This window comes from Maribacter dokdonensis DSW-8, assembly GCF_001447995.1.
Classification (GTDB): domain Bacteria; phylum Bacteroidota; class Bacteroidia; order Flavobacteriales; family Flavobacteriaceae; genus Maribacter; species Maribacter dokdonensis.
On sequence record NZ_LDPE01000001.1, the window covers coordinates 695,627 to 710,888 of the forward strand.

The 15,262-nt window shown below is 37.6% G+C and carries 8 protein-coding genes; 5 read left to right on the forward strand and 3 right to left on the reverse strand.

The features are described from left to right. Positions 1-21: 21 nt before the first annotated feature. Positions 22-1,614, reverse strand: a complete 1,593-nt coding sequence (locus tag I600_RS03285) for a zinc-binding metallopeptidase family protein (RefSeq protein WP_058103068.1) — start codon at positions 1,612-1,614, stop codon at positions 22-24. A 158-nt stretch (positions 1,615-1,772) separates the two neighbouring features. Continuing rightward, a complete protein-coding gene (locus I600_RS03290) occupies positions 1,773-2,138 on the reverse strand; it encodes a winged helix-turn-helix transcriptional regulator (RefSeq protein ID WP_074674233.1) in 366 nt (121 codons plus the stop codon). Positions 2,139-2,411: 273 nt separating this feature from the next. Here I600_RS03290 and purL point away from each other — a divergent pair, with 273 nt between their 5' ends. After that, positions 2,412-6,134 (forward strand): phosphoribosylformylglycinamidine synthase, encoded by a 3,723-nt coding sequence (gene purL, locus I600_RS03295; RefSeq protein WP_058103069.1) that lies wholly within the window; start codon positions 2,412-2,414, stop codon positions 6,132-6,134. A gap of 77 nt (positions 6,135-6,211) precedes the next feature. Here purL and I600_RS03300 read toward each other — a convergent pair whose 3' ends face one another. Continuing rightward, positions 6,212-8,806: a DUF6923 family protein gene (locus I600_RS03300; RefSeq protein WP_058103070.1), complete on the reverse strand. Its 2,595-nt coding sequence runs from the start codon at positions 8,804-8,806 to the stop codon at positions 6,212-6,214. Positions 8,807-9,060: 254 nt separating this feature from the next. On the opposite strand from I600_RS03300, the gene I600_RS03305 reads away from it, so the two are divergent. The 4 genes from I600_RS03305 to I600_RS03320 all read left to right on the forward strand — a co-directional run bounded on the left by I600_RS03305 (position 9,061) and on the right by I600_RS03320 (position 15,251). Then, positions 9,061-10,833, forward strand: a complete 1,773-nt coding sequence (locus I600_RS03305) for an AMP-dependent synthetase/ligase (protein ID WP_058103071.1) — start codon at positions 9,061-9,063, stop codon at positions 10,831-10,833. A gap of 255 nt (positions 10,834-11,088) precedes the next feature. Beyond that, positions 11,089-11,520 (forward strand): MarR family winged helix-turn-helix transcriptional regulator, encoded by a 432-nt coding sequence (locus I600_RS03310; protein WP_058103072.1) that lies wholly within the window; start codon positions 11,089-11,091, stop codon positions 11,518-11,520. A gap of 32 nt (positions 11,521-11,552) precedes the next feature. Then, a complete protein-coding gene (locus tag I600_RS03315; protein WP_058103073.1) occupies positions 11,553-13,958 on the forward strand; it encodes a 3-hydroxyacyl-CoA dehydrogenase/enoyl-CoA hydratase family protein in 2,406 nt (801 codons plus the stop codon). A gap of 102 nt (positions 13,959-14,060) precedes the next feature. After that, positions 14,061-15,251 (forward strand): acetyl-CoA C-acyltransferase, encoded by a 1,191-nt coding sequence (locus I600_RS03320; RefSeq protein WP_058103074.1) that lies wholly within the window; start codon positions 14,061-14,063, stop codon positions 15,249-15,251. Positions 15,252-15,262: the final 11 nt, after the last annotated feature.

Below are 15,262 nucleotides of genomic sequence, written 5' to 3' on the forward strand. Positions count from 1 at the left end.
TTTAATTAGACATTTGATAACCTATTCCTTTAACGTTGGGTATTCAACACCTAGCTGTTCCAAATATGTATCGTATTTGGTTTCGTCGTAATAATATTTTTCCAAAGCCGGTCTAAATTGGTCCTGCTTGTCTTTATTTAAGTAAATAGGCGGCATATCACTTTCTGATATCATCGGCTGATATTTGGTTTCTTTTTGCTGTTCATTATTAAAATAATCCCATGCGCCTTTCATAAGTTCCGGCTTCAGTAAAAAGTCGATAATGGTCATAGCCTCTACCTTGGCTCCAGCAACCACTCCCTTATGTGCAATTGGCGTAGCCATGGCAATAGCATTACTCCAATGATGCCCCTGCAATCCGGGTATATTTGAAGGATACCTTAAAGTTACCGTTGGTACTTTCCATGAGATATCCCCAATATCATCAGAACCTCCGCTTATTGGATCAACTACCGGCAACCCTAAATCATCCAATTTAGTGGGCAATCCCTCTATTTTTTCAGAGTTCACTTCTGTCTGCACCGCTTTAGCCAATTTTTGGTCAGCTGCAGACCATTGCGGCAGACCAACTTCTTTTATATTATCATACATGGTTTCGGCAATTACCTTATTATAATGCCTTGGCCATGCCGTACCCAACACTTTAGACGTCATGGTCGTACCTGTCATCAACGCCGCACCCTTGGCCATATCATTGGCCATAGCATACATTTCCATGATTCCTTCATACTTAATATCCCTAAAATAAAACCATATAGAAGCTTTTGATGGCACAACGTTTGGCTGATCTCCCGAATCCGTAAATATAGAGTGAGAACGTTTTAGTGGATGCAAATGCTCTCTCTTATAATTCCAGGCAATGTTCATAAGCTCCGCAGCATCTAAAGCACTTTTCCCTCTCCATGGTGAACCGGCTGAATGTGCTGCTTCCCCATCAAAACTATATTCAACAGAAATTAAACCTGTACCTCTAGTAGGACCGTAAGAAACTCCTAGATTGTTACCCACATGGGTGAAAATACACATATCAATATCATCAAAAAGACCGTCTCTTACGTACCATGCTTTAGCGGCGACCAATTCCTCTGCAATTCCCGGCCATACCAATAATGTTCCGCCAATATTTTCACGCTCCATAATTTTCTTGACCGCCAGGGCAGATGATATATTCATGGGTATTCCAGAATTGTGACCCTCCCCATGCCCAGGAGCTCCTTCTACTATAGGTTTATGATATGCCACACCAGGATATTGAGACGCTTTTGGTATACAATCTACATCACTGCCCAAAGCAATTACCGGTCCGTCTCCATTGCTCCACGTTGCAAACCAAGCCGTAGGTATACCTGAAATGGAATGCTCAATTTCAAATCCGTTCTCAGCGAGTATTCCCGTTAAATATTTAGAAGATTCAACTTCTTGAAACCCGAGCTCAGAAAAACTAAAAATTTTATCGACCATAACTTGCGATAATTTTTTGTTCTCCTCCACTAATACTGCAGCTTCAGATTTTAACTTTTCAATCTGTTTATTAGATCTTTTCTTTTGTGCATATGTCCCCATTAAAGTAAACAAACAGCACATAAATGTACATAAGGTAGTTTTTTGTTTCATTTTAGTTTGAATTAGTTACTAAAAGGTACACAAATTCATTGGCACAAAATGCACTAGCCTTTATTTTTATCTAATTGAAAACTTATTTACCTTATTTTGAAGAAATAGGAATTTTACCCCAATTGAAATGATGTTATCAGAAAGTAGTGTAAAATTGGCTAAAAAAGGGGTAGTTGTTGATTTTGTGGCACTTCAACCACCTCAACTTTCTCTTTTGTTTGTTTTTGCCCCCATTTGGTCATTGCTTGAACTACAGGCAAAAGTGATTTTCCCAAAGGTGTTAACGTATACTCTACACGAGGAGGAATTTCCCCGTAAAGTGTACGATCAAGAATACCAGACCTTTCCAATGATTTTAATTGCTTACTTAGCATTTGTCTATTTATACCCTCAATTTCATTAAAAAGTTTATTAAAACGATTGGTTCCTTTAGAAACATGATATAGAATAATAGGCTTCCACTTTCCACCTAACATATCCATACAATATTCAAGAGCCTTCGTTTCTATATTTTCTTTTGCCATGCTTTTTACTATAACTTCTACTTAATACAACGCTAAATCAGAATATTCTACATGAGTCTAAAAATCAAACTTAAATATATTTAAAAACGTTAATCTAAATTTTAGACTTAAAAGTAATACTTGAATAGGTGTTTTATTTTGATGGATAAAGATAAAACAATATCTCATTATTTTCATTAACAATCAGTGTTTAAAAGTGTTTTAAATTCCCGTAAATAGTAGCGGGTAAAACCTTAATTTTGTACTTTAAAAATCAATACCAGACACACGAAAATGATTCACTTTTTTGGGGAACCTACGAACAAGGTTTTTGCGGTACAGGCCGCTAAGGAGCTTTCATCAGAAGAAACAAATAAATTGATATGGTTGTTTGGCAACCAACCTAAAATAAATGCGGCGTCTCTAGACGCCTTTTTTGTTGGTCCTAGAGCCGCTATGATTACTCCTTGGAGTACCAATGCTACTGAAATTACCCAAAATATGGGTATTAGTGGTATTATCCGCATTGAGGAATTCAATAGTGTAAAGGAAGATTTTATAGGATTTGACCCTATGATTTCTCAAAAATATAAGGTACTTGACCAAGAAATCTTTACTATAAATGTTGAGCCAAAACCTATATTGAACATAGAGGACATTAGCGCCTTTAACCAACAGGAAGGATTGGCTCTTAATGATGAAGAAGTTGCTTACTTAGACCATCTTAGTAAAAAACTAGGTAGAAAATTAACTGATTCTGAAGTATTCGGTTTTAGCCAAGTGAACTCTGAACACTGTAGACACAAAATTTTCAACGGTACTTTTGTTATTGATGGTCAAGAGATGCCTACTTCTTTATTCAAATTAATTAAGAAGACATCACAGGAATTTCCTAACGATATCGTTTCGGCATACAAGGACAACGTGGCATTCGTTAAGGGACCTAAAGTGGTACAATTTGCCCCTAAAAGTGCAGATAAACCCGATTTTTACCAAGAAAAAGAGTTCGACTCCGTTATTTCCCTGAAAGCGGAAACACATAACTTCCCTACTACGGTAGAGCCATTTAATGGTGCCGCTACAGGTGCCGGTGGCGAAATTAGGGATAGATTGGCCGGTGGTAAAGGTTCATTGCCATTAGCTGGTACTGCAGTGTACATGACCGCATATAGCCGACTGGAAAAAAATCGTACTTGGGAGCAAGGCATGACAGAAAGAGATTGGCTGTACCAAACCCCAATGGACATATTGATAAAAGCCTCTAACGGTGCATCCGATTTTGGAAATAAATTTGGTCAGCCATTAATTTCCGGTTCGGTGCTCACTTTTGAGTATGATGAAAATTCCACTCCTTTTAATTCATCCGAAGAAAACAACACATCAGCTTCAACAAGTAAACGAAGATTAGGCTTTGATAAAGTAATAATGCAAGCCGGTGGTATTGGTTATGGCAAAGTGGAACAAGCTATTAAGGCTGAGCCTGAAACCGGTAATAAAATTGTAATTCTAGGTGGTGACAACTACCGTATTGGTATGGGCGGTGCCGCAGTATCTAGTGCAGATACGGGAGAATTTAGTTCTGCCATAGAATTGAACGCCGTTCAACGTTCTAACCCAGAAATGCAAAAAAGAGCAGCAAATGCTATTCGTGGTATGGTGGAAAGCGATGAAAATACCATTGTCTCCATTCATGATCACGGAGCTGGTGGCCACCTTAACTGTCTTTCTGAACTTGTTGAGGAAACAGGTGGAAAAATAGATTTGGATAAATTACCAGTGGGAGACCCTACCCTATCTGCCAAAGAAATTATTGGTAACGAATCCCAAGAACGTATGGGTCTTGTCATCGGTAAAAAAGATATCGATTTACTAAAACGTATTGCGGATCGCGAGCGCTCACCAATGTATGAAGTAGGTGATGTAACCGGTGATGACCGTTTTACTTTTGAATCGAACACCAATGGTGCCAAACCTATGGATTTGGAATTATCGGATATGTTCGGTAGCTCCCCTAAAACCGTAATGACAGATCATACGGTTGAACGCAATTACGCCAATGCCAATTATTCATTAGAGTTTTTTCATGATTACCTTGACGCCGTTCTACAACTAGAAGCCGTTGCCAGCAAAGATTGGCTAACGAACAAGGTTGACCGTTGTGTAGGTGGCCGTGTGGCAAAACAGCAATGTGTAGGTCCATTACAATTACCTTTGAACAATTGTGGTGTAATGGCTTTGGATTTTAAAGGTAAAGAAGGGATAGCCACTAGTATTGGCCACTCCCCCATTTCTGCACTGATAGACCCGTCTGCGGGTAGTAAAAATAGTATCGCGGAATCTTTGACCAATCTTATTTGGGCTCCTTTAAAGGACGGATTGGCTTCTGTTTCTTTATCTGCCAATTGGATGTGGCCATGTAAAAATGAAGGGGAAGATGCCCGTTTATATAAGGCGGTACAAGCGGTTTCTGATTTTGCTATTGAACTAGGTATTAACGTACCTACCGGAAAGGATTCGCTGTCCATGAAACAAAAATATAAGGATGGTGATGTCATTTCCCCAGGTACCGTTGTCATTTCCGCTGCCGGAAATTGTAATGATATTACCAAAGTAATAGAACCGGTATTACAAAAAGATGCAGGATCTATCTACTACATCAACCTTTCTAAAGATGCTTTTAAATTAGGTGGATCTTCGTTCTCACAAACCCGAAATAGTATTGGTAACGAAACGCCTACTATTACAGACTCCGCTTACTTTAAAACTGTGTTCAATACGGTTCAATCTTTAATTAAAGATGATAAAATTGTTGCTGGACATGATGTTGCCTCTGGCGGATTGATCACCACCTTACTTGAACTGTGCTTTGCAGATACCAATTTAGGAGCAAACCTTGACCTTACCGCTTTGGGTGAGACCGATACTATAAAAGTATTGTTCTCAGAAAATGCAGGTATTGTGCTACAAGCAAAAGATGATAGCATTGAATCTGTTTTTGAATCGAATGCGATAGATGCCGTTAAACTAGGAACCGTTTCTAATGAAGCCATCCTTACTATTAAAAATAACGGGATGGAAATGGGACTTAACATTGAGACTTTACGCGATACATGGTTTAAAACATCTTATCTATTGGACAATCAGCAAACCGCAAATGGTTTAGCAAAAGATAGATTTGAAAATTATAAAGTACAACCGTTACAATATACTTTTCCGACTTCAACTCCATTAACCCTTCCTAGCCGTGCGCTTAACACTGGCGAAAGTAGACCAAAAGCAGCTATTCTGCGTGAAAAAGGAAGTAACTCTGAACGTGAAATGGCAAACGCCATGTATTTAGCCGGTTTTGAAGTTAAAGATGTTCACATGACCGACCTTATCTCTGGTCGTGAAAATCTAGAGGATATTCAATTCTTAGGAGCCGTTGGGGGTTTCTCCAACTCAGACGTTTTAGGTAGCGCAAAAGGATGGGCAGGCGCCATTAAATACAACGAAAAGGCAAATACGGTTATAAAGAACTTCTTTGCTAGACCAGATACCTTATCAGTTGGAATTTGTAATGGATGTCAATTGTTCATGGAATTGGATCTGATTAATCCGGAGCATGAAACCCATGGCAAAATGACGTACAATGATTCTCACAAACATGAGAGCAACTTTACATCAGTAGAAATACAAAAGAACAACTCCGTTATGCTTTCATCATTAGAAGGCAGTAAACTTGGGGTATGGATTTCTCATGGCGAAGGTAAATTCTCTTTACCACTCTCTGAGGACAATTATGATATCGTTGCTAAATACGGTTATGAAGGTTACCCGGCAAACCCTAATGGTAGTGATTTTAACACAGCAATGCTTTGTGATAAAACCGGTAGACACCTTGTAACCATGCCACATATAGAACGTTCTATTTTCCCTTGGAACTGGGCACATTACCCTGAAGACAGAAATGATGAAGTTTCACCCTGGGTCAGTGCTTTTGTAAATGCCAAGGAATGGATCATAAATCAGAAATAATTACAACCTTATAAAACCACAAAAGCTGTGTACTACCAATAGATGGGTACACAGCTTTTTTTTACAACCAAAACATATTATCTCACCAACAACCTTCCGCTCCATGTTTTTTCTTTGGAGTTTTGAAGTTTGTATAGGTACAGGCCTGGGCCCAAATCTTTTCTTTCTACAATAATTTCATTTTGCCCGGCAATACTTTCACCTTCCATATGATGGCTGCCAATAAGCTTACCACTTAAAGAATATATATCCAACTCATAAGTATCTGCATTTTCCTCATAAAAATAAAGGCTGGCACTTTCGATCATAGGATTAGGATACACTACCGATTTATTTAAATCTGTGTCTACAAATTCTTGTCCTGGCTCTCTATTGTGGAAATCAACATTTTGCAACTCTAAAGATTTTTCTTCAGCATAACCATTCTCTGCAACCAAATTAAAGGACAACACTTTTATATCGGAAAAATCAGTTTCTTCACCTGCATCATTCTTAAAATCAGTTTCAGACAAGGTGTACACTTTAAGTTCATTCTCTAAACCAACGTTGGTCTTATAGATGGTACCGTCACCTTTTATCAATTGCACATCCATATTGGCAGTACCCTTTGCTTCAAAACTAATTTTGGAATAATCACTTAAATCTACCGCCGTAAACCTTGGATTCAGAGCCCTGTACACTCCAACGTAATTACTAGTTGTTCCTGATAATTTAATATTACGTTCTATAGGGTAACCATCACCAACATATGGACCTTCTGCCGGCAACACCTCATAGGTAGATACCGTAGTTGCATCTGCAGAATCATCTAAGCCCCATGGAGCATCTGCCACAAATAAATCATCTGGCGTTGCACCTGATCCAGAACTAATTCTAAAACCTAGATCAAATAAAGTACCTGTTTTTAAGGCAACAGAATCTAAATACCCATCTATTTCCGCAGATACGCCCAAAACTTCAGTAACACTGGTTTCCGTAAGTTTTAAACCGCCTTCAAGGTCAATGCTTTCAGAATTATTATTGTTTACGATATTCAACAATACTTCTCCATTCTTATAACTGGCCGATTTTACAAAAACAGGCGGTGGTGTAGACCCGGTATATTCAGATATTTCTGAATTGACTTCCAACAAATCAAGAATCTCGTCTGCCAACAACAATAGGTCATCTACTGAATTAGACCAGATTTGAAAATTATAGTAAGCGGTATCACTGGTATAAGCATCTATATTCCAATGCGATTCTATTATAAAGTTACCTTCTGCGTTTACTCTGGCAGAAAATGTCAAGGCGAATTCCAAACTACCATCTGGCTGCTTAATAATAGACTTTATAAAATCTTTTTCTCTTAACTGAATATTACTTACCGATAGCAATTGTGCTCCTAGAAAACGGTCACAAATAAATTTACTATGCTCATAAACGGTGTTATCTGTTTTGATCACCATTAAAGAACCTAAGTTTGTTGAACCATTTAAATAATCTACGGAATAAATATCCGATGCATTGGTCAAATCCAACAAATCACTTGGTGAAGATTCAATGGTACTGGTTTCTCCAACTACACCCAAAGGAACAAGAGAATTTAAAGGAATGTTATTTACGTCGTTCTTTGAACTTAATCCGTACAGCGCACTTTTAACCAACTTTTTTGCTTTGGTTTTATCAAAGATATAGTTGGATTTAGCTCGGTTAAAATTTCTTTTGCTGATTAAGTTAGCCAATCTATCATTGCTTTCCAACCCTCCCTTATTTGCACTAGACGTAGTAACTATCACAGGACAGGAAGCAACACCTGAACAAGATGGGTCATCGCAATCCACAAGACCATCACCATCGTCATCAATACCATTTAAACAATCTTCTTGAGGCACAGGTGCCGTGGGGCAACGTGCACCGTCATTACTAGAAGCTGCAGGACCAAATGCAAATATGTTAGACTGTATTATACCTAAGGTAATATCTTGAACATTATCAATTTTATAAACAGAACCGGTTTGGTTGGCAGAAATGTAGAAATTACCATCTACATCAAAATAAACGGCGCCAAAAGTATACTTTAAACCATCAAGAATTGGAACGGCTCCCAAGTTATAGACCGTACCTGTAGCAGGGTCTATTTTATATAACAATCTTGTACTTCCCTCTACAGTATACAACATACCATCGGCAGCATTAAAAGCCCAGTCTGCAATATTTAAACTCTGACTTAGTTCAAAAGCACCTAAATATTGTAGATATGTATCTGAATCTGGATTAATATCGACTTTATAATATGAAGAGCCACCTGCCTTAAAGTAGTAAATACCATCGGGCGAAATATCACCTACATATTTATTTCCGGTAGGTAATTCCGGAATGGTATATTGATCAACAGAATAATCTTTACCTATTCTTACAATGGTGCTTGAAGGTGTTTTTAAATAGCCCCATAAATAACCATCCGTAGGGTTATAACCTACACCATTTACATTACCGGGAGTAATATTTTCAGCAACTAAATAAGAACTACCAGAAGCTAGGTCCAATGCATAAATATCATTATATTGAAATAAATAGGCATTGTAATCACAATTGAAAGGTTCTGATTGCGCTATAGCCTTCGCTCCTATTAATAATGCAAAGACGGTTATAAATTTGAAAAAATAAGCTGTTATGTAGTTTTTTTTCATGTTTTCTACGATTTGGGTAACATTTATTGAAACAAACTTAACTATATTTGATAAGGAAAATTCCTACAAAAAGTTAGGTTGATTACATAACACGCTCAAATACAATTTATTGTAGACAAATGGTTAAAATCGATATATTCCCACATAAAAGGCTAGAATTAAGAATATTGTAATGAGAAGCTGATTTATTTAATAATACAATTTTAAAATATGGAGTTCTTTCACTATTTTGCAATTCTTATTAGAAATTAAGTATGCAAAAAGTTACCCGTCTTTTTGACTTCCCATATTATCAGCTAGAAAAGCATGCCTTAGATAAGGCCTTGGTGTCAAAAAAAAATGGAAAGTGGATTAGTACATCTACGCAAGAGTATATCAACAAAGCAAATGCCATTAGTCGTGGGTTATTACGATTAGGCGTGCAGCCCAACGATAAAATCGCCGTTATTTCACTTACCAATAGAACCGAATGGAATATTATGGATATTGGCATTCTTCAACTTGGTGCACAGAACGTACCGGTGTACCCCACCATATCCGAAGAAGATTATGCCTATGTGCTAAACCATTCTGAGGCAAAATATTGTTTTGTTTCCTGTGGTGAAGTATATGAAAAAGTAGCAGCGATCAAAGATCAGGTGCCTAGTTTAAAAAATATCTATTCATTTGATGACCTATCGGATTGTGAAAGTTGGGAAAAAGTATTGGAACTAGGTGAAGACACCACTAACCAAAAGGAAGTCGATAAACTAAAAGATGAGGTTTCTCCAGATAATCTGGCAACGTTAATTTATACTTCTGGTACTACGGGAAGACCTAAAGGTGTAATGCTTTCACACAACAATTTGGTTAGTAATGCCATTGAAAGCTCTAAACGTTTTCCTATTGTTGATGGTGAAACTAAGGCGTTAAGCTTTTTACCTCTGTGCCATGTTTACGAGCGCATGCTAATTTACCTATACCAATTTAGAGGCGTAACCATTTATTATGCTGAATCATTGGATAAAATAAGTGACAACCTAAAAGAAACCAGTCCGCATGTTATGACAGCGGTACCACGACTTTTAGAAAAAGTATATGATAAAATTTACGCCAAGGGTACAGAACTTACCGGCATAAAAAAGAAATTGTTCTTCTGGGCCGTGGAGCTCGGATTAAAATATGAACCATACGGTAAAAATGGTTGGTGGTATGAAACACAACTTTCTATAGCTAGAAAACTAATTTTTAGTAAATGGAAAGAAGGACTGGGAGGCAATCTTAGTTTGATCGCCTCGGGTAGCGCAGCCCTACAACCAAGATTATCTCGAATTTTCAACGCTGCCGAATTTGGATTAATGGAGGGCTATGGTTTATCTGAAACTTCTCCGGTGATTTCAGTGAACGATATGCGTGTTGGTGGTTTTAAAATTGGAACTGTTGGTAAACCTATAGACCGTACAGAAGTAAAGATTGCAGCAGACGGTGAAATTTGCATAAAAGGTCCTCAGGTAATGATGGGGTATTACAAAGACCCTGAAAAAACCAAAGAGGTTATTGTTGATGGCTATTTCTTAACCGGTGATATAGGTGAGCTTGATAGCGAGGGGTTCCTAAAAATAACCGATCGTAAAAAGGAAATGTTCAAAACCTCTGGAGGTAAATATGTAGCACCGCAATTATTGGAGAACCGCTTTAAGCAGTCTAGATTCATTGAGCAAATAATGGTAGTAGGCGAAGGCGAAAAAATGCCGGCTGCACTTATTCAGCCAGATTTTGAATTTTTAAAAGAATGGGCGGCAATACACAAAATTGATATTAACACGAATTCAGATATTATTAAGAACGAGCAAGTATTAGCAAGGTATCAGCAAGAAATTGACGAGGCCAACGAAAAGTTCGCAAAATGGGAAAAGGTAAAACAGTTTAGACTTACCCCGGATATTTGGAGCATTGACGGTGGACACTTAACTCCCACCATGAAGTTGAAGAGAAAAGTTATAAAGGAAAAATACATTTCTCTGTATAATGATATTTATGAGCATTAACAGATAAGAAACCATTTTACATTATAACAATGACACCCAACTGAATCAACATAATTTTTTTAGTTGGGTGTCTTGCTTTTAATTTATTAGCCCGCATACCTGATAAGAATACGCACAACTTTAACTAACTATATAGCAACAGTTAAATTATACTAGCTTAAATAACTTTGGTAACGCCCAATTAAATAAAATATAATAAAATTTATTATGCATGCATAATAAATTTTATTATATTTGGGAACCAACTAAAGGAGTATGAAAGAAGCAACGATAGATTATGCGTTGAGAGCTACATGGCAAGCTGTAGCAAGAATGTATAATGAGGAAGCAAAGAAATTTGATTCTACTATGGCCGTTGGCTTTACTTTATTGAGCATTGACCCAAAAGCAGGTACACCTTCAACTTCCCTAGGACCAAAAATGGGAATGGAAGCTACCAGCCTCTCCAGAATTTTAAAAAGTATGGAGCAAAAAGGTCTAATTATAAGAAAACCAAATCCTAAAGATGGTAGAGGTGTTCTTATTTATTTGACAGAATTTGGATTGGAAAAAAGAAACGATTCAAAAAACACTGTCATTAGATTTAATGAAGTAGTTAAAGATGAAGTTACCGATGAAAAGCTTGCCCATTTTTTTGAAGTTACAGAAGCCATAAACAAGCTTATCGCAGACAAAAAATTATTTTAATTCAACTTATCAATTAATACAGCATAAAGTACATGAACAAGCACATTAAAAAAGTAGCAGTAATTGGCTCAGGGATAATGGGTAGTGGTATTGCCTGCCATTTTGCAAATATTGGCGTAGAGGTTTTATTGCTAGATATTGTTCCTCGTGAACTAAATGATAAAGAAAAAGCCAAAGGCTTAACATTAGAAGACAAAGTAGTACGCAATAGAATGGTGAACGATTCTTTGACGGCAGCGTTGAAATCAAAACCATCTCCTATTTATCATCAGAAATTTGCAAATCGTATTACAACTGGAAACTTAGAAGATGATATCGCAAAAGTATCTAAGGTAGATTGGATCATTGAAGTAGTTGTTGAACGCTTAGATATTAAAAAACAAGTATTTGAAAATTTAGAAAAGTACCGTACACCTGGTACGCTAATTACTTCCAACACTTCTGGTATTCCGATCAAGTTTATGTCGGAAGGTAGAAGTGAAGATTTCCAAAAGCACTTTTGTGGCACTCACTTTTTTAACCCAGCACGTTACCTAAAGCTTTTTGAAATTATTCCAGGTCCCAAAACTTCGCCTGAGGTATTAGAGTTTTTAAACGGTTACGGAGAAAAATTCTTAGGAAAAACTTCAGTTGTTGCTAAAGATACTCCTGCATTTATAGGTAATAGAATAGGAATATTCAGCATCCAGAGCCTTTTCCATATGGTTAAGGAAATGGACATGACCGTTGAAGAAGTAGACAAACTTACAGGTCCGGTTATTGGTAGACCAAAATCGGCCACCTTTAGAACAGTTGATGTAGTTGGCTTAGACACCCTTGTTCATGTTGCTAATGGTATATACGATAACTGTACCGATGATGAGCGCCACGACCTGTTTAAATTACCTGATTTCATCAGCACCATGATGGAGAATAAATGGTTGGGCAGTAAAACCGGACAAGGATTCTATAAAAAGTCTAAAGATGATAAGGGCAAGACCGAAATTTTGACCCTTGATTTGGATTCGATGGAGTATCGCTCTAAAAAGAGCGCAAAATTCGGCACATTAGAGTTGACCAAAACTATTGATAAAGTTGTTGATCGTTTTGCTGTACTCGTTGGTGGAAAAGACAAGGCAGGAGAATTTTACAGAAAAAGTTTTGGACAATTATTTGCCTATGTATCGCACAGAATTCCTGAAATTACCGATGAGCTTTATAAGATTGACGATGCAATGAAAGCTGGTTTTGGTTGGGAACATGGTCCTTTCCAAATTTGGGATGCCGTTGGCGTTGACAAAGGATTGGAGTTCATCAAAGCAGAAGGTCTAGAAGCTGCTGCTTGGGTACATGAAATGAAAGCTTCTGGTAATAATTCTTTCTATGCAGTTAAAGATGGGGCTACCTATTACTATGATATCCCTAAAAAATCCGTAGAAAAAATACCGGGACAAGATTCCTTTATTATTCTTGATAATATTAGAAAATCCAAAGAAGTTTTCAAAAACAGCGGTGTTGTTGTTGAAGACTTAGGAGACGGAATCCTAAATGTGGAGTTCCAATCTAAAATGAATACCATTGGTGGTGATGTTTTAGCCGGACTAAATAAAGCCATTGATATGGCCGAAAAAGATTTTCAAGGTTTAGTCGTTGGTAACCAAGCTGCAAACTTCTCTGTTGGAGCCAATATTGGTATGATTTTTATGATGGCGGTGGAGCAAGAATATGATGAGCTGAATATGGCCATTAAAATGTTCCAAGACACCATGATGCGTATGCGCTATTCCGCTATTCCAACAATATCCGCCCCTCATGGTATGACCTTAGGTGGTGGTTGCGAGCTTTCTTTACATGCAGACATGGTAGTCGCAGCAGCTGAAACCTATATAGGACTTGTTGAGTTTGGTGTTGGGGTTATTCCTGGCGGTGGTGGCTCTAAAGAATTTGCTGTTAGAGCACAAGACACTTTTAAAAAGAACGATGTAGAATTAAATGTTCTTCAAGAATACTTTTTAACTATTGGTATGGCAAAGGTTTCCACTTCTGCATATGAAGCTTACGACCTAGGAATACTGCAACATGGCAAAGATATAATTGTAGTAAATAAGGACAGGCAAATTGCAACTGCTAAGGCATATGCAAAACTAATGGCGGAGCAAGGTTATACGCAACCTGTAAAACGTTCAGATATCAAAGTCTTAGGAAAACAGGCATTAGGTATGTTCTTAGTAGGAACAGATTCTATGGAGGCTAGCCATTATATCAGTGAACATGATAAGAAAATTGCGAATAAGCTTGCGTATGTAATGGCAGGTGGCGATTTATCTGAACCTACTTTGGTAAACGAGCAGTACCTGTTAGATTTAGAAAGAGAAGCTTTCCTTTCACTGTGTACCGAAAGAAAAACGTTAGAGAGAATTCAGCACATGTTGAAAACCGGAAAACCGTTACGTAATTAATTTACGCAGCTATATGCCATTAGCTTATGGTTATTGGCAATCTTATTTAACAACAAATAATGCTATGAGTGTAAAACTGATAGCTAAAAGCAAGAGTAAAAAATGAAAACAGCATATATAGTTAAAGGTTATAGAACAGCGGTAGGTAAAGCACCTAAGGGAGTTTTTCGCTTTAAACGTACCGATGAATTGGCAGCGGAAACCATCGAGTATATGATGAAAGAATTGCCAAATTTAGATAAAAAACGAATTGATGACGTCATCGTTGGTAATGCTATGCCAGAAGGTTCCCAAGGTTTAAACATGGCACGTTTAATCTCACTTATGGGATTGGACATTGTTGATGTTCCTGGAGTTACCGTCAACAGATTTTGTTCATCTGGTATTGAAACTATTGGTATAGCAACTGCAAAAATTCAATCTGGAATGGCAGATTGCATTATTGCAGGTGGTGCTGAAAGTATGAGTTCAGTACCTATGACCGGTTACAAAACAGAATTAAATTATGACGTTGTAAAAGCAGGTCATGAGGATTACTACTGGGGAATGGGAAATACCGCTGAGGCAGTTGCCAACGAGTATAAAGTATCTCGTGAGGATCAAGATGAATTTGCCTATAATTCTCATATGAAAGCCCTTCGTGCTCAAGCGGAAGACCGCTTTCAAGACCAAATAGTGCCTATTGAGGTAGAAGAAACCTATGTAGGTGCCGATGGTAAAAAAGCGACCAAAAAATATACCGTAACAAAAGATGAAGGGCCAAGAGCGGGTACATCAACTGCCGTATTGAATAAGCTTAGACCAGTATTTGCAGCCGGTGGTAGTGTTACAGCTGGTAACTCTTCTCAAATGAGTGATGGTGCTGCTTTTGTAATGGTGATGAGCGAAGAAATGGTAAAAGAATTAAATCTTGAGCCTATTGCCCGTCTTGTTAATTATGCCGCTGCTGGTGTACCACCAAGAATTATGGGTATTGGTCCTGTAGCCGCGGTGCCAAAAGCACTTAAACAAGCCGGTCTAAAACAAGATGATATAAAACTGATTGAATTGAATGAAGCTTTTGCATCTCAATCCCTTGCAGTTATTAGAGAACTAGGCTTAAATCAAGATATTGTAAATGTTAATGGTGGCGCAATTGCTTTAGGCCATCCGTTAGGTTGTACAGGAGCTAAATTATCGGTTCAGCTTTTTGATGAAATGCGTAAAAGAAATATGCAAGGACAGTACGGTATGGTTACTATGTGCGTAGGTACTGGACAAGGTGCCGCAGGCATATTCGAATTTTTAAAATAACAAACTTATTT